This is a genomic window from Paenibacillus sp. JQZ6Y-1, assembly GCF_040719145.1.
GTDB lineage: Bacteria > Bacillota > Bacilli > Paenibacillales > Paenibacillaceae > Saccharibacillus > Saccharibacillus kandeliae.
The window spans coordinates 3,232,726-3,249,547 of sequence record NZ_JBFDUZ010000001.1; the positions used below are offsets into that span (position 1 = coordinate 3,232,726).

The 16,822-nt window shown below is 47.6% G+C and carries 13 protein-coding genes and 3 tRNA genes; all 16 read right to left on the minus strand.

The window, feature by feature from the left end:
- Nucleotides 1–10: 10 nt before the first annotated feature.
- Nucleotides 11–2,425: a single-stranded-DNA-specific exonuclease RecJ gene (recJ, locus tag ABXR35_RS13710; RefSeq protein WP_367060974.1), complete on the minus strand. Its 2,415-nt coding sequence runs from the start codon at nucleotides 2,423–2,425 to the stop codon at nucleotides 11–13.
- 12 nt (nucleotides 2,426–2,437) lie between these two features.
- The gene (locus ABXR35_RS13715) at nucleotides 2,438–3,412 is read right to left on the minus strand and encodes a cation diffusion facilitator family transporter (protein WP_367060977.1); all 975 of its coding nucleotides are present in this window, start codon (nucleotides 3,410–3,412) and stop codon (nucleotides 2,438–2,440) included.
- 73 nt (nucleotides 3,413–3,485) lie between these two features.
- Nucleotides 3,486–4,394, minus strand: a complete 909-nt coding sequence (gene secF / locus ABXR35_RS13720) for a protein translocase subunit SecF (protein ID WP_367060980.1) — start codon at nucleotides 4,392–4,394, stop codon at nucleotides 3,486–3,488.
- A complete protein-coding gene (gene secD / locus ABXR35_RS13725; protein WP_367060983.1) occupies nucleotides 4,384–5,850 on the minus strand; it encodes a protein translocase subunit SecD in 1,467 nt (488 codons plus the stop codon). Before secD ends, secF begins: the two co-directional genes overlap by 11 nt.
- Nucleotides 5,851–6,081: 231 nt before the next feature.
- Entirely contained in the window at nucleotides 6,082–6,333 is a 252-nt protein-coding gene (locus tag ABXR35_RS13730; RefSeq protein ID WP_367061458.1) for a post-transcriptional regulator, read from the minus strand.
- 177 nt (nucleotides 6,334–6,510) lie between these two features.
- On the minus strand, nucleotides 6,511–7,842 hold the full coding sequence (locus tag ABXR35_RS13735; RefSeq protein WP_367060986.1) for an ArsB/NhaD family transporter: 1,332 nt from the start codon (nucleotides 7,840–7,842) through the stop codon (nucleotides 6,511–6,513).
- Nucleotides 7,843–8,070: 228 nt separating this feature from the next.
- On the minus strand, nucleotides 8,071–8,391 hold the full coding sequence (yajC, locus tag ABXR35_RS13740) for a preprotein translocase subunit YajC (RefSeq protein ID WP_367060989.1): 321 nt from the start codon (nucleotides 8,389–8,391) through the stop codon (nucleotides 8,071–8,073).
- A 101-nt stretch (nucleotides 8,392–8,492) separates the two neighbouring features.
- Entirely contained in the window at nucleotides 8,493–9,632 is a 1,140-nt protein-coding gene (gene tgt, locus ABXR35_RS13745) for a tRNA guanosine(34) transglycosylase Tgt (protein WP_367060992.1), read from the minus strand.
- 321 nt (nucleotides 9,633–9,953) lie between these two features.
- Nucleotides 9,954–10,982 carry a tRNA preQ1(34) S-adenosylmethionine ribosyltransferase-isomerase QueA gene (queA, locus tag ABXR35_RS13750; protein WP_367060995.1) on the minus strand — a complete coding sequence of 343 codons (1,029 nt, stop codon included), beginning with the start codon at nucleotides 10,980–10,982 and terminating at the stop codon, nucleotides 9,954–9,956.
- A gap of 7 nt (nucleotides 10,983–10,989) precedes the next feature.
- Entirely contained in the window at nucleotides 10,990–13,134 is a 2,145-nt protein-coding gene (locus ABXR35_RS13755; RefSeq protein ID WP_367060998.1) for a SpoIID/LytB domain-containing protein, read from the minus strand.
- Nucleotides 13,135–13,872: 738 nt separating this feature from the next.
- Nucleotides 13,873–14,889 carry a Holliday junction branch migration DNA helicase RuvB gene (gene ruvB, locus ABXR35_RS13760; RefSeq protein WP_367061001.1) on the minus strand — a complete coding sequence of 339 codons (1,017 nt, stop codon included), beginning with the start codon at nucleotides 14,887–14,889 and terminating at the stop codon, nucleotides 13,873–13,875.
- Between the two features lie 168 nt (nucleotides 14,890–15,057).
- The gene (gene ruvA, locus ABXR35_RS13765) at nucleotides 15,058–15,675 is read right to left on the minus strand and encodes a Holliday junction branch migration protein RuvA (protein WP_367061004.1); all 618 of its coding nucleotides are present in this window, start codon (nucleotides 15,673–15,675) and stop codon (nucleotides 15,058–15,060) included.
- Nucleotides 15,672–16,175: a crossover junction endodeoxyribonuclease RuvC gene (ruvC, locus tag ABXR35_RS13770; RefSeq protein ID WP_367061007.1), complete on the minus strand. Its 504-nt coding sequence runs from the start codon at nucleotides 16,173–16,175 to the stop codon at nucleotides 15,672–15,674. Before ruvC ends, ruvA begins: the two co-directional genes overlap by 4 nt.
- Nucleotides 16,176–16,516: 341 nt before the next feature.
- A tRNA-Pro gene (locus tag ABXR35_RS13775) sits at nucleotides 16,517–16,590 on the minus strand.
- Between the two features lie 5 nt (nucleotides 16,591–16,595).
- Nucleotides 16,596–16,675: transfer RNA gene (locus ABXR35_RS13780), tRNA-Leu, on the minus strand.
- Between the two features lie 22 nt (nucleotides 16,676–16,697).
- Nucleotides 16,698–16,774, minus strand: a tRNA-Arg gene (locus tag ABXR35_RS13785).
- Nucleotides 16,775–16,822 lie beyond the last annotated feature (48 nt).

Sequence of the window (16,822 nt, forward strand, 5' to 3'; positions counted from 1 at the left end):
AAATTAGCGTTTATGATACGCCTTGCATACGGGAAATCATCCATGAAGTCAATTGCGGCAGATCACTTTCACATAACATATATTCCATCTCAGCCAGCTCGCCAAGCTCCCGGTACAGCTGTGAGCTGTGTAGTGGACGTTTCGCTGGAGCTGTATTCATCTGTACGGTGCCATTTTGGCGGACAATGAACTCCAACTCCTCGAACACATCCAGCATCATTTGTACCATGCGTACCGAGCTGGACGTTTTTTGACTCAGGTAAGGAACAAGCTTACTCTCGTCCGACATGTGCTGACTGCTTTTGGAAAGCCAGCCGTAGATCAGCTTGAAGATGTCGCGGTCGGGAATTTGCAGCCGTTCCTGCTGGTTCGGCGGGTCATGCAGCAAAATGATATTTTCCAGCGATGTGAATGTGGTAAACATATGATCCAACTGCTGAATATGCGCCGGTAATGATAACAGACATAATGTGCGTATGGCTTCTGCCCCATGCTGTATGGAGACATGATTGCAAGCCGCAATATCAACCTGTCTATCATAACCCCAAAGGGATACATCAGACAATTGGCTTTTTAAAGTTTCGGCACGTTTTTCATCGCAAAGGACACCAAGCTGCCCACTTTCCACTGCCATATAACGCGACCATTTGCTGCGAATCTGCTGCAAATTGCGATCCCATTGCCCAGAACCGCGTCGATCCCACACCTGTAAGCCCGGCACAGCAAGGTCCTGCACCATCAGCTGCGGCTTGCGATTGCCACGCCATTCGTTGATACTCGTCTCTGCGAGTACATCAATCACATCGCCCTCACTCAGCAGCTCTGCTAGCTCTCCTTTGCCAAATGCCACACCTTCGATCATGCTACCGTCTTGCTCTACCACGAGTCGCAAATGATCCGATGTTTTACCAATCGCTTTTGCCTGCGAAACGGTAACGCCACGCAGCACGATTTTGGGTAGCGGGTTGTTCATCCCAAACGGAGCTAACCGATCCAGTTCCTCCACTGCTGCTAGTGTCAGCTGATCAATGCGACCTTCGTAGTCGGCTTCCGTTTGCGGAATCAAGTCTTCCTCTGTCAGCAGAGTAGCAGCACGCTCATTTAGCTTACGACGGAAGGCATCCAGCTGATCTCTATGTAGGCTCATACCGGCAGCCGATGGATGTCCGCCAAAATGATCCAATACATCTTCACAATCCAGCAGCGCACGATAGATATCATAGCCTGCAATCGAACGAGCAGAGCCTTTGCTCATTCCCGTTTCAGGATTAATGCCTAATACGATGGTTGGGCGATAGTAGCGATCCAGCAGCTTAGAGGCAACAATACCAACCACGCCCGGATTCCAACCTTCACCCGCTACCACAATCACATCAGGAACACCGCGTGGATACTGATCTTTTTCCGATTCCAGCATCGCAATCGCTTCCTGCACCATTCGATTGACCAGTTCCTGACGAGACTTGTTGAGTTGATCCAGCTCAAAGGAAATCCGATCCGCCAGACTCATATTTTCTGTAGTCAGCAGCTCGACCGCTCGGCTAGCATGCTCCATCCGCCCACTCGCATTAATACGCGGTGCCATGGCAAAGGCAATACTGGTTGCCGACATTTGCGACGGATCGATAGCTGCGATATTCATCAGCGCCCGCACACCGGGAAACGCACTGTTTTTCATATGCTCTACACCGATACGTACCATCATCCGATTCTCGTCTTCCAGCGGCATCAGATCAGCGACCGTGCCGATTGATACAATTTCCAGCCATGCTTCCGGCACGTTATCCATACCGAGCAGTGCCTGAGCCAGCTTGTACGCGACCCCAACACCAGCCAGTCCCTTGAATGGATACTTACAATACGGCAGCTTCGGATTCACCAGTGCAACCGCCTGTGGCAATTCAGCTGGTGGTTCGTGGTGATCTGTTACAACTACGTCGATACCGAGATCATTCGCGTGTGCAATCTGCTCCACTGCGCTAATCCCGGTATCCACCGTTATAATGAGCGTGATGCCCTGCACATGTGCCTGATCCAGCGCATGGTTATGCAGCCCATAGCCTTCTTTGGAACGATGCGGAATATACATATCAAAATCGGCATGCAAATGACGTAGCAGCTGGATCATCAGCGACGTGCTAGATACACCATCTGCATCATAATCGCCATAAATCCAAATTTTCTCTCTGCGCTCCAGTGCTAATCGAATCCGATCGACCGCTTCCTGCATACCTGCTAATAGAAACGGATCATGGCTCGCCGTACGGCTACCTTCTAGAAAGGCTTCGGCTTCCGAAACAGTCGTGTAGCCGCGACCGCTCAACAAGGCTGCGGTCAACGGAGCAATACCTAATTCACGGCTAAGCTGCTGTGCAGCCTGCTGATCCGGTGTCGTCACATTCCAGTGATATTGTGAATGAATCATGATGTTCCTCCTTCAGTGAAGCATTCCGTCTCCTGAGCGTCCTTCGCTACGAGTCCATTCGTAGTTGGACTTGTACGGATAACCGCCATTGTACGGGACAACCTGTACATGGACATGGCTAACGTGGGTAAATCGAGTCAAAAGTAGATTTTTGGCATAATCGGCAATCTCGGCAGCTGCCTGCACGGTAATCTGTGGATTCACGCCGATCACCAGCTCAATATGCACGCCATCTTGCTGCTCCTGTGCCTGTAGCTGTTCGACAGTGATCACGCCCTGTACGCGCTGTACCGTCTCCATATAGTCGCTAGCATCCTGCTGTTCCATCGTATGCACCAACCGCCCATAGATGGACTGACGCGCCAGCACATACCCCTGACGCCACAAAATCATACCTACGATAATCGCTGAGATCGGCTGTACATAATACAGTCGGTCCTGCTGCAATTCGAGCGCAGCAATTGTACCGAGCAATCCTGCCAGTACGACAATCGAGCAGTACAACGAATAGCGGTGGGTATCTACCATTTCCGTCAATGTGGTACTGTTCATTTTGCTCACATACCGATAGCGATACCGAAATATACCTTCATTCACCGCCATCGCCAAAAATACAAGTACAATCGCAAATGGCTTCGGTTCTGCCATTTCGTCTGCCATCATATCGCGAATCGCCGAAATGGCAATCTCTAGACCACCAAGCAACAGCAGCACAGTCATCACCATATGAGCAAAAGGCGCACCTGTACTGCCACTTCCCGATGATACCTCAACCGGTTGCCGTCTACGCGCTCGCTGATGATCCTGTCCAAATACACGATCAGTCAATTGGCGAGCTGTTGCTGCCGCCGTATATAACGCATCTCCGATCAGCGCCTTATTCATGGCAAGGTATCCGGTTACACCTTTCACGATTGCCAGAAGCAAACCAGTTAACAGCGATGTCCAAAATACCTTTTCCTGCTGCCGGACAAACTTATTCTCCATTGCGTTCCTCCTAAGACGAAAGGAAGCCGCGTCAATAGCTGGACGCGGCTTCAACAATCGAAAGCTTACAGGTTTACGCCGGGTTCGACGCTTTTTTCGCTTTTGGCTTTTGTTTATTTTTCAGTACCAGCCAGAGCGGACTCGCGATAAAGATCGAGGAGTACGCACCAAATGCCAGACCGATCATCATAGCAAGTGAGAACATACGAATCGACTCACTACCCATGATGAACAGGAACAGACACGCGATAAATACAGTCAGTACGGTATTCAGGGAACGGGTCATGGTCTGAGAAATACTTTTGTTAACAATGGTAGCTACATCGCTGCCTTTTTTCTGCTTCGAGAATCTCAAATTCTCACGAATACGGTCAAAGATAACGATCGTATCGTTCAGCGAGTAACCAATAATGGTCAGTACCGCTGTAATAAAGGTCAGATCGACTTCCAAGCGGAAGATTGAGAAGACCGAGATGACGAGAAACGCATCATGCAGCAATGCTACAACAGATGCAACCGCAAACCGCCATTCAAAACGAATCGTTACGTAAATGATAATACCGATACTGGCAAGCAGTACGGCATAGATCGCGTTACGCTCCAACTCTTTGGCAATTGCCGGATCAACGGTATTTACTTCAAAGGAAGCGCCGCTATCCAGTTGCTTGGTGAATGCTTCTTTCAGCTGATTTTCCTGCGTATCCGTCAATACTGTTTCGAAACGGATCGACATTTTGCCGCCGCTACCAATATTGATACTTGGATCATTAGAGAAATTCAGTTTATCGACCACAGGCTGAACTTCTGCCTCTGTCAATTGCTTGGTTAATGTAATATCCACATTGGAACCGGAACGGAAGTCAACGCCATAATTTAAACCGAGCGTTGCCAGTGAAATAATACCGGCAATGGTCACAATAATGGAGAATGTGTAGAAATACTTGCTCAGCTTAACAAAATCATAATTCCATTTAAAGCGCATTGCGTTCACTCTCCTTTACGCCGAAATACTCCGGTTTGTCGATCAGTCTTCCCTTAACAAGTAGGGACAACAGATAACGGGAGAAGAACAAGTTACTTGCAATACTTACGATAATGTTAAAGATCAGAACGAGGGCAAAACCACGTACTGCACCTGTACCCAGACCGAACATAACCGCGGCTGCGATAATCGTAGTCAACTGGGCATCCATAACCGTACCAAAGGAGCTGCGGCTACCGGATTTGAATGCGGACGAGATGCTCTTGCCGTTAATGATCTCATCCTTGATCCGTTCAAATGTAATGATATTGGCATCGACGGCCATCCCGACCCCTAATATGAAGGCGGCAATACCCGGCAATGTCAGTGTAAAGTCACCAGCGATAAAGATCATCAATGTCAGCCAGATGTACACGATAATACAGAAACCGGAGATCAGACCCGGTACACGGTATACAAGAACCATGAACAACAGAATGACGATGGATGCAGCGATACCTGCACGCAGTGTATCTGTCAAAGATTGCTGACCCAGCGAAGCGCCAACACTTTGCGAATACACTTCTGTCAGTTTCAGTGGCAGTGCGCCCAGATTGATCTGGTCTTTTAGCTGCTGTGCTTCCTCGTTAGTATAGTTACCAGAGATACTTGCCGTACCATCTGTCAGCTCTGCACGTACAATCGGTGCAGACAACAGAGTATCATTCAGGAAAATTGCCAGCGGCTGATTGATCAGACGTTTGGTGATTTCCGCGAATTTGTCGGCGTCTTTGACTTGAATCGTAATTTGAGGCTGATTCAAGGAATCATAGGAAACAGCTGCGCCGTTCTCCTTGAAATCGTCCCCTTTAAGTTCCACTTTACAATATACTTTCAATGGATCTTCATTGGCATAAGTATCGGACGTAGCAGATGAAGTGACACCTGGACTCGGCGTAACCTCTACTGCCGGTGTCGATTCCGCACTTTGTGTCGTTACCGTGTTGCTGTCGGAATTGCTCTTACTGTCTGCAGATCCGCTCGATTTGCTTGTTGTGTTACTGCTTTTTTCCGTGGACGACGTTGACTTGTCCGAGGACTTTTGGCTGGAAGTATCGGTCGAGCATCCAGACATACTGCGGAACGTCAACTCTGCCGGTTCCTTCATCGTTTGGCGAACGGTAGCTTCATCCGTTACACCGGCGATGCGAAGGCGAATCCGGTCGGTTCCTTCCGTGGTAATCTCGGGCTCACTTGTACCGAGCGCATTCGCGCGCTGCTCCAGACTTTTTGCAGTCTGAATCAGGGATTCCCTAGTGACTGCTTCCCCTTGCGTGGTTGGCGTAGCCTGATACAAAATCTCAAAACCGCCTTTAAGATCCAATCCCAAACGGATGTCTTTAAACAGCGGGGTCGTTGCGCCGATAATGCCGGCTACGACCAGTATGACGACTACGAAACTGATGACTCTTTTCATCCCGTATGTGGTTCCCCTTTCATTCTCAATATTCCTATTATATCGGTGACACAAATGACAGTCAATTTACCGGTGGTCGACAAAACAAACAAGCTGATGCCAGTAAAACACCGGCCCCAGCTTCCCATTGGTCCAATGAATTTGCTTATCCTGATGTGAACAAAATCTTACAATTCCCGGTCGTCTCACTGCTGACCGCTATCCGTCACGTTTCCCCCTTACCGTACGGTATTACCATTTTTCCGCTTCTTTATACGAGGACATTGTGAGATAATTCATCAGCTGATTGGGCTTCATCGACAAAATATCGTTGACCAGCGCATACAACCGCGGCATTCCCTGCTTTTCATACTTGCTGTTCAGGCAATCCCATAATTCCTCGGAAGTAATCTGCTCATAGCCGAGCATTTTGAACTCTTCGATCTTGCTTTGGCATAGCGAGTCGATCAGTTCCGTCAGCTCTGCATTGCTCATTTCATCCATGTCCACCAGCTACCTTCCTGTAATAAGCTTCAAAATCGCGTTCTGTTCACATTGACCGCTGCCGGATCATCTCCTTGTCCAGCGCACAATACACCCTGTACCTTTCGGCAGGGAAATGGCGAATTCCTGCTATTGTTCATAAACTTTACATATAAAAATCAGGAATGTGCACTCCTTTTAAGGAATCAGCACATATACGACGTACAAGGAAGCTATAAAGAGCGATACCAAGGTCAATGGCAACCCAATACGCAGAAACTCTACATACCGCAGTCGCTGATTCTCGCGTTCAGCCATGGATGCTGCGATCAGACCAGCTGCGGAGCCGAGTAAGGTTCCACTGCCTCCGATGCCCGCACCGAGCGCTAGCGCCCACCAGATCGGATGAAGCACACTCACTGATTCCGCATCCATCTGTACACCCGTTTCCTGTACTAGCGGAATCATGACCGCAATCCACGGCATATGATCCATCGCCATCGACAGCAGCCCAGTAATCCATAGCAAAATCAGCGCAATCCATGTCATACTGCCATTGGTCAACTCAATTAGCGCTGTCGCTCCAGTCGTGATCCAGCCGGATTGTACAAGTCCACTTGCAATAATGAACAATCCGGCAAAAAAGAGCAAGGTTCCCCATTCCAGCTGCTTCATCATGGCACCTGTTCGGATGCCTGCCAGCATTCCCAGCGGCAGGATCACTACCGCACCAGCTGCGGCAATCCAGCCCGGCTTCCATCCAAGCGAAGGCGCCACAATCAATAAGAGTATGGTCAATACAAATACTGCCAGAATCGCTTCCCGACTTCCTCGCCGCGCCTTCTTCTGCTCCTCCTGCGGATGGATGATATTCCAATCCTTCGGTTGCAGCATCAACGGCTGAAAACGCAGACTTTTATAATAAACAAGCCAAATGAACAACATTTGAATAACGAGCAGCAAGGCAATAATCGGACCTAACACTTCAATAAATGTCATAAACGTCAATTGCGGATTGGCAGTACCGATCCACATATTACTAGCATGGCCGACAAGCGTCGCTGTTGCCGCCGTATTGCTAACCAGCACCGCTCCAATCAGAAACGGAGCTACTGGCAAACGGCATTCCTTAGCGGTAGATAACAGGATCGGTACAAGCAGTAGCATCGTTGATACTGGATCTAATAATGCTGAACACAACGCTGTTACGACCATAAGCCAAATGAACATCCATGCTGGGCGCCCACCACTTATCCGTAGCACAAGCACCACGAAGCGGTGAATCCAGCCACTGCGTCCAAGCACCGCCGATAGGATCATCATTCCTGTCCATAGTAGCAGCGTATCCCATTGGATATCCATCCATATCCGATTCCAGCCTGCGATACCGAGCAGGAGAAACAACACCGCTGTCACAATCGCAATCAACGCTCGATTCCATTGATCCGTCATCCACAACACATAGGCTACTAGAAATAATAGTATCGCCACCGTAGGCTGCCAGCTCATCATCGCTTCTGTCATCTGCATGGAATCATCCTTTCCGCTATTTGTGATTTATCAATCATGACGCAGCCTGTCCCTATCGTGTATATCGCTATATATCCATTCATCCACATTTACGATTGATAGTAGCTGCAATCAAAATAAAAGGACCTCGCCGAGGCGCAGGTCCGCTTATCTGTTACATGGTTGTCTTTTGCTTATGCTGAATACCTGTCGAGACTTCATATCGTTGGCATTCAGCAAAGAGGGAAATTAGGCTTTTGCAGCCGGAGCAACTGTTTCTTTTGCAGTAGAATGGCTGATTGCTGAACGATCAAACGTCAGCTTCGTTACATCATTCACACGCAGAACGACGATATCGTCTGTGATTTCAACGATGGTGCCGTGTAGTCCACCGATAGTTACCACTTTATCGCCTTTGGACAGCGTATTCAGCATTTGATTACGTTGCTTTTGCTTTTTTTGTTGCGGACGAATTAGTAGGAAGTAAAATACAACAAACATCAATACGAATGGCAGAATCGCTCCCACCAGATTACCTGTACCGCCAGTAGAAGCAGCTAAGTTAAACATGGTATTTCCCCCTTATTAAAATATAAACCGGAAGCCGGTTGCCCGGCACCCGTTGTGTTTCTGCTGCAATGGCTTACGTTTAGAATACGCGTAGTGCTGTATTAAAAGCCTTTGTCATTATCATGCAATCCATACTGGGTGAAGAACTCGTCGCGGAAATCAAGCAGACGGTCGTCCATGATCGCCTGACGCACATTGCGCATCAGATTCAGCAGGAAGTGCAGATTGTGATACGTGGTCAGACGCAAACCAAAAGTCTCGTCTGCCTTGATCAGATGACGCAGATACGCGCGTGAATAATTCTGGCATGTATAGCAATCACAATTCGGGTCCAATGGACCAAAATCGCGCGCATATTTCGCATTACGGACAACAACGCGACCTTCGCTCGTCATCGTTGTACCATTACGAGCAATCCGAGTGGGCAATACACAGTCGAACATATCGACACCACGAATCGAACCTTCGATCAACGCATCTGGTGAACCAACGCCCATCAGATAACGAGGCTTGTTACTTGGTAAAAATGGCACTGTAAAGTCCAAAGCCTGATACATCAAATGCTTCGGCTCGCCAACGCTCAGTCCACCAATAGCATACCCCGGGAAATCCATAGAAGTCAAATCAAGTGCGCTCTGTTTGCGCAAGTCTTCGTGCATACCACCCTGCACAATCGCGAACAGCCCTTGATCATGGGAACGCGTATGACTTTCCAGACAACGTTCTGCCCAGCGAGTCGTACGTTCTAGCGATTGTTTGACGTATTTGTACTCTGCTGGATACGGCGGGCACTCGTCAAACGCCATCATAATATCGGAACCGAGCGCATTTTGGATTTCCATTGCCACTTCTGGCGACAGGAACAGCTTGTCCCCGTTCAAATGGGAGCGAAAATGTACGCCTTCTTCCGTAATTTTACGCATTTCACTCAGACTGAATACTTGAAAACCGCCGCTGTCAGTCAGAATCGGACGATCCCAGTTCATGAATTTGTGCAGCCCGCCCGCTTCACGGATCAGATCATGACCCGGACGCAGGAACAGATGATACGTATTGCTCAAAATAATATGCGCATCCATCTGCTTCAATTCTTCAGGACTCATCGTCTTAACAGTCGCTTGCGTACCTACTGGCATAAAAGCAGGGGTTTCGATCACGCCATGTGGCGTATGCACACGGCCCAGACGAGCGCCAGACTGTTTACACGTTTTAATATGTTCGTAACGAATAGGTGATGACATAATGTGTATTCTCTTCCTTCTGCATTCAAATTTCGTATCTTCACAGCAACGATTGTACTGCTTGCATCTATAATGATAACTCCATCGTAAAGGATACAGCGGCAGTTCCATCCTGCTTACTTCTTTATTGATCGTTCCAGTGTCCAAAAGTATATCGTATCAAAGTCGAACCACAAAAAAACAAGGTGGCACCGACATTTTATTATACCGGAGCCACCCTATTTCGCACAAGCTATGTTTATCTGAATATATCAATTTCAATGTCCACTTCGACATTGATTTCAGCAGCTTCTGCCTACTACCCTGTTATACTCCTAGCAATCAATAAATAAACATCGCATCGCCAAAGCTAAAGAACCGATATTCTCGCTCAATCGCCTCGTGATACGCCGCCATAATATGATCTCGTCCTGCCAATGCACTGACCAGCATCACCAGCGTCGATTTAGGCAAATGGAAGTTGGTAATCATCGCATCCACCAGACCAAAGGTATGACCCGGATAAATGAAAATCTGCGTCCAGCCGCTTGTCGCTTCCAGCGGTTTACCAGCAAAGTCCCGTGCTACCGTTTCCAGCGTACGTGCCGAAGTGGTACCGACCGCTACAATACGCCCGCCACGTGCTTTTGTTTCATTGATCAGTGTTGCTGTTTCGGCAGGTAGGGAATAATACTCCTCATGCATCACATGATCCTCTACCGTCTCCACGCTCATCGGACGAAACGTGCCCAGTCCCACATGCAGTGTCACAAAGCCTACCGACACGCCTTTAGCACGAATCTGATCCAACAGCTCTGTCGTAAAGTGAAGCCCTGCTGTCGGAGCAGCTGCTGAGCCTTCATTTTTGGCATACACCGTCTGATAACGCTCACGGTCATCCAATGTTTCCTTAATGTAAGGAGGCAATGGCATTTCACCCAGTCGATCGAGAATCTCTTGGAAAATCCCTTCATAGCGGAACGACAGGACACGCATTCCCATATCGCCTTCTTCTTCAATCACTGCTTCCAGCTCATCACTAAAATGAATAACAGCGCCGGGCTTGATCTTTTTACCCGGTTTCACCAGCGCTTCCCAGCGGTCGCCTTCCAATTGGGTTAGCAGTAAAATCTCTGCCTTCGCGCCCGTATCCTTTTTCGTACCAAACAGACGAGCCGGAATCACACGCGTATCGTTCAGAATCAGCGTATCGCCTTCATGCAAATAATTCAAAATATCACCAAAATGCTCATGTCGCGTTTCGCCGCTTTGTTTGTTCAGCGTCAGCAAACGTGATGCTGTTCTGTCTTTGAGTGGAACCTGTGCAATCAGACGTTCCGGTAATTCAAAATCATATACATCTACTTTCATTGTTCATTTATCCCTTCACGATATCTACATTATGATAATAATGCTGCAAAATATCTTTGTAATTCGATCCCTTGTCCGCCATGCCCTTAGCACCCCATTGCGACATGCCCAGTCCATGCCCGTTGCCCTGACCGGTAAACAGGAAGCCTCCCGCCTCGGTCACTCGTGCGTTGCCATCGCCGTTCATAATCACTGTACTAGATGTACCTTTGCCTTGACCGGAAGCACCGAGCAAGATCGTTCCAGCAGCGCTCAGCTCATCCTGTGCACTACCGGAACCGATCACCGTGTATTTATCTGTACTGACCACATCGAACAAAGTACTTGGCAATCCGTTCAATGCTGAGCGGAATACATCTGGATATTTAACCGCAACTACACTGCCATTGACCTTGATCTGTGTTACGCGACCAGATGGACCACGTTCAGTAATTTGAATCGATGTGATCGTAGAAGGCAGACTAGACGTTGTTTTGCCTTTTAAAGTCGCCAGCAGCTGTGCTGACGTGTATGGTCCTCTGATCCATTGATAACTGTTCGATTCCGGTACTACCTCCAATACGGTTGCTGTATCACCCGGATTCAATTGGGCAACCGCCTGTACATTACTCTGTACGACAGGCATTTTGCGCACATTCGTATTTTTGGTCGTTACCGTCATGGTATCCAAACCGGCATCGGTTATATTGCCGGTCAGTTTCACATTATCTTCGCGTACATAACCAGAGCTTCCGTTGTTCAGCAGTACATGGTACCACTTTTTCAACGAAGCCTGAGCTGCTTCATCCGCCTGTGAATCGACACTGACAAATACATCGCCGCCACCGTTCCACACTTCTGAGCTGTCTGCACTGGCGCCGCCTGCATTAGCAGAGAAGATCGTTTCTACCAGCTTACCGTTTTTCATTACCACTTCGCCGTCTGTCGCATCGACAGCCGCAATGATGCGTTTATCTTCGGCACCTACGCCATTATAAGCCTGACTCAGCGTCGTATCAACCACATCGGCAATTTTAAATTTGGAGCCTTGCTCTTGAAAACGAGCATAGCTGCGCGCTGCTACCGCCTGTGCTTTGAGTGCTTCTGCCGGCCACGATGCGGATACCTCGCCGCCTACAACCGAATACAAATACTCTTCCATCGGCAGCACATTGATCCATGCCAGCTGTCCATTATAGTTGCTCAGTTCAAAGTCACCGCGATACGTACGTGCAGAGCGCTCCGTTACCTGAGTGCCGGAATCATTCCCCTTAACAGTCAGTACCGCACTATTGCCGCTCAGTATATAATGATCCACCGGCGAAGGGCTGGTCACACTGGACGTTACATTTTGCCGCATAATCAGTGCGGGTGTAGAACCAGATACCGTCGTCAAAGTAGCAGATGGTAAAGCAGCTGCTGCCGTCACTTTCAATTGTGCCAATCCGGTACTGTTGGCCTCTTCACCAATCCACACCTGATACGAACCGCTACCAGTCAAAACCAGATACGCATCCAATCCCGCGTCCTGCGCTGCACTCAGCACCGTTTGCGCTTCCGCCGAACTGGCATAGGTACCTGCCGATAAATGCGCATTCCCTTTAACCGTCGGTGTCTGTGTACCGAGCAATGATTTGGCTGTTTGTGCTACGCGTGTTGCCGCCGTCGTTGCCGCCGCTTCTGAAGCGTACATGCCTGTATACAACTGGTACACCGTACTGCCACCTTTGGAAGTAGCAAATACAATCGGCTTGTCACTGGTCGGCTGCAACAGCTTGATGCCTGCCGCTGCTGTATCGAAGCTGTTCGTTTCCAGCACCTTGACCCGATACCCATCAATGCCAAAGCTCGCCTGACTGCCAATATCCGTCCATGAATTGAAGCTTCCACCGCTAGTGACACCAACCTGCAAATCTCCAGCTGATTTCACATTTACAACCGGTACAATGGAAGAATATGTACTGCCCCCATTAAAAAATAACCCGACCCGCACATCCTCTTCAAAGGTTGCTGCCTGTGTATGCGGAGCATTGGACAGAAAAATAGCTGCAGCGGTCATTACCGCAACTGCCGCTGTACCGATTGTTTTGCCCATGCTCTTTTTCGCTTTTCCTGATCGCAGCGGTCGATACGAATGTATATTGTGATCCTGTGGTTGTTTGGTCATTGCCATCGTCCTTTCCCCTTACCGTTCATGTAAAGCCTACCGTATCTACAATCTCGCCAACACATGCACTCAACCATGTAAAAAGTCCCAATATCCATTATACGCACATTTTCGCCAAATGACTTGGTCTCTTTTAAAATTGTCATGAATTAACGATACATATACACTCAGGGCGTAACAACACAAATGCCGATATAACAATACAATTTTTTCTATAACCCTACCGTCCCTATTACAACTATACAGTTCCTACTAGAACCATACAGTCCTTACTACAACCATACAGTCCTTACTAGAACCGTACAGCCTTTACTAGAACCATACAATCTCTACTAGAACAGCAGAAATCTCATCAAAAAATAAGTACAGCACACCTCTATAGCACGCTCATACGGATTTAAAGTTACAGTTACAGCAATGCAAAAATCGTCCAATAACCAAATAAAAATATCTACTAACTAAAAAGATCTATCTACTAAAAGATGTATTCACTAAAAAGAGCTATATAGCTAAAATATCCATGAAATCAAAACGCTCCTAACAGCAAATTCATCATACAAAACAACAAAAGCATCACATACAAAAAAGATCTTGAACGATAAAATAAAGCCCTCGAATGATAATATAAAAAAACCTTGAACAATAAAAGAAAAACCTCCAAGAATAACTCCTTATTTCACCAATAAGGAATTGATATTCTTGAAGGTATATTGAACAAAGCTTGCTCTCTAAAGTCAGCCTCAACTATCTGCCTTTCAAATCCTCAGGCATCGGAATACCGAGATGGCTATAAGCCTTAGGTGTAACAACGCGACCACGCGGCGTACGCTGCAAAAATCCCAGCTGCAACAAATACGGCTCATACACATCCTCAATCGTTTGCCCTTCCTCACCAATGGTCGCCGCAATCGTATCCAGCCCAACCGGACCACCACGGAAGCTGTGAATCATCGCTTCCAGCATCTTATGATCGATCTGATCCAATCCACAAGGATCAACTTGCAGCATATTGAGCGATTCCTTGGCAATCTCTGGCGTAATAATACCATCTCCGCGTACCTGTGCATAATCCCGTACCCGTTTCAGCAAACGGTTCGCAATCCGTGGCGTACCGCGCCCACGAAGCGCAATCTCCTCTGCCGCATCACCCAGAATCTCAATGCCCAGAATCTCCGCACCACGACTGACGATAAAAGTCAACTCATCCACTGTATAAAATTCCAAACGGCTAACTACACCAAACCGATCACGAAGCGGTGCAGACAGCAATCCCGCTCTTGTCGTTGCCCCAATTAGCGTAAATGGCGGCAAATCGAGTCGCACCGACCGCGCACTCGGCCCTTTGCCGATCATAATATCAAGCGCCGAATCCTCCATTGCCGGATACAATACTTCCTCTACCGAACGATTCAGTCGATGAATCTCGTCAATAAACAGCACATCGCCATCCTGCAAATTGGTCAGCAGTGCTGCCAGATCACCCGGACGTTCAATCGCTGGACCGGACGTAGTACGCAAATTAACACCCAACTCGTTAGCAATAATATTCGCCAATGTCGTTTTACCGAGCCCCGGCGGACCATATAACAGCACATGATCCAACGCTTCGCCACGCATCTTGGCTGCCTCGATATAAATTTTGAGATTCTCCTTAACCCGGCCCTGTCCGATATATTCAGCAAGGTAACGGGGACGCAGACTGAGTTCCACCGCTTGGTCTTCCATCATCAAGTTAGCCGATATAATGCGGTCATCCGTCATCTTTATCGCTCCCCTCTTCTTGCCTTACGCAAGCTTATTTATAGATTCAATCATAAGTTTCAGATATAGAACTCAAGGATATTTGTACAATGAAATACACTCAAGCAATACAACTAGGTGCATGCAGTGCGTCTATTTATCATAAAACTAAACGTATTCACAGTATGCTTATCCAGTATACAGCATTTTGAGCGCACGTTTCATTACGGAATCCGCAGAATCTTCTGGGAATACTTCATGTTTCAGCGTTTGCCAGATACGATCCAATTCCGTCTCTGTGTATCCTAAAGCTTTCAAGCCTTCTCGTACTTCCGGCCACACTTCTCCCGAAGATACTGAAGACGATTCCATCGGTGCAAACAGTCCAGTAGCCATAATCGAATCACCGATACCATCCAGCTTATCCTTCAAATCCAGAATCATACGCTGCGCCGTCTTCTTCCCAATACCCGGCAATTTGGTCAAAAACGTAATATTTTCCTGATAAATAGCTGCAATAACCCCTTCTGGACTGCCACCACTCAAAATGCCTAAGGCCACACGTGGACCAATCCCCGACACTTCAATCAGCTTGCGAAACAATTTCTGTTCATCTCTAGTCGGAAACCCAAACAGCTGAATCGCGTCCTCACGTACATGATGATGGATATATACCATCACTTCGCCAGTATTTTTAGCAATCGCATAGGGATTCGGACAAAACACACGATATCCTACTCCATTTACATCCATTACAACATATTCATTTTCCAAATGCACTACAGGTCCGCGCAGAAAATCGATCATTTTTTCAATACCTCATTTAGTTTGGAATTCAAAACATAAGAGTGTGCATGACATACCGCAACAGCGAGCGCATCCGCCACATCATCTGGTTTAGGAATCTTTTGCAAATTCAAAAACATTCTCACCATTTCCTGTACCTGACGCTTCTCCGCCTTACCATAACCGACAATCGCCTGCTTCACCTGCATCGGTGTATATTCAGCAATAGGCAGCCCTTTTTGCGCTGCAGCCAGAATGGCTACACCACGCGCCTGACTAACCGACATCGCCGTCGTTACATTACGACTGAAAAATAGCTTTTCAAAAGCAACCATTTGCGGCTCATACTTTTCAATTAGCTGCACCATGCCTTCATACACATGTACTAGACGTTCTTCCTCCGGCGTATGTGCTTCCGTTTGAATACACCCATACTGTACAGGTGTCAGCTTACTACCATTTTTATCAATAAAACCGAAACCGACAATGGCGATCCCGGGGTCAATTCCTAAAATACGCAAACCCATCTCTCCCCTATCATCATCCGAATCCATTACGCATTCGCTTATGCTCTTAACTTCGCTTCCTTGTGCCTTTAGAAATGGCGTCTAGAACATAACAGTGACCGCACATATTCCAATCTGCTTATCTTCTATCATAAGCGAAATAGGCGAACATATGTATCATTTTTTTATTATATCAGAAAGTTTCATTTGCGGGCTATCCCACTTGATTCAATGATTTGAATTTATTCTTTAGCTTATATATAGTGCAGCATTATGTAGTACATCATTTGTCCAAAACAAAAAATCACCTCTAAAACAAAAAAACCACCATTCTTTACGAATGATGGTTTTTGGTATCGGGATGACACGATTTGAACATGCGACCCCCTGGTCCCAAACCAGGTGCTCTACCAAGCTGAGCTACATCCCGATATATGCCGGTGAAGGGACTCGAACCCCCACGGTTTCCCTCACGATTTTGAGTCGCGCGCGTCTGCCAATTCCGCCACACCGGCAAGTGTGAAGATATGAAAATAATGGCGCGCCCTAAGAGATTCGAACTCCTGACCTTTTGATTCGTAGTCAAACGCTCTATCCAGCTGAGCTAAGGGCGCAAATGGAGCGGACGACGGGAATCGAACCCGCGACCCTCGCCTTGGCAA

What these genes read in the sequence shown, in the direction of transcription:
- ABXR35_RS13755 (WP_367060998.1), bottom strand. Translation starts at nt 13,134, where the DNA reads ATGGCAATGACCAAACAACCACAGGATCACAATATACATTCGTATCGA.
- ABXR35_RS13735 (WP_367060986.1), bottom strand. Translation starts at nt 7,842, where the DNA reads ATGCAGATGACAGAAGCGATGATGAGCTGGCAGCCTACGGTGGCGATA.
- ruvB (WP_367061001.1), bottom strand. Translation starts at nt 14,889, where the DNA reads ATGACGGATGACCGCATTATATCGGCTAACTTGATGATGGAAGACCAA.
- ABXR35_RS13715 (WP_367060977.1), bottom strand. Translation starts at nt 3,412, where the DNA reads ATGGAGAATAAGTTTGTCCGGCAGCAGGAAAAGGTATTTTGGACATCG.
- queA (WP_367060995.1), bottom strand. Translation starts at nt 10,982, where the DNA reads ATGAAAGTAGATGTATATGATTTTGAATTACCGGAACGTCTGATTGCA.
- secD (WP_367060983.1), bottom strand. Translation starts at nt 5,850, where the DNA reads ATGAAAAGAGTCATCAGTTTCGTAGTCGTCATACTGGTCGTAGCCGGC.
- secF (WP_367060980.1), bottom strand. Translation starts at nt 4,394, where the DNA reads ATGCGCTTTAAATGGAATTATGATTTTGTTAAGCTGAGCAAGTATTTC.
- ruvA (WP_367061004.1), bottom strand. Translation starts at nt 15,675, where the DNA reads ATGATCGATTTTCTGCGCGGACCTGTAGTGCATTTGGAAAATGAATAT.
- yajC (WP_367060989.1), bottom strand. Translation starts at nt 8,391, where the DNA reads ATGTTTAACTTAGCTGCTTCTACTGGCGGTACAGGTAATCTGGTGGGA.
- tgt (WP_367060992.1), bottom strand. Translation starts at nt 9,632, where the DNA reads ATGTCATCACCTATTCGTTACGAACATATTAAAACGTGTAAACAGTCT.
- recJ (WP_367060974.1), bottom strand. Translation starts at nt 2,425, where the DNA reads ATGATTCATTCACAATATCACTGGAATGTGACGACACCGGATCAGCAG.
- ABXR35_RS13730 (WP_367061458.1), bottom strand. Translation starts at nt 6,333, where the DNA reads ATGGATGAAATGAGCAATGCAGAGCTGACGGAACTGATCGACTCGCTA.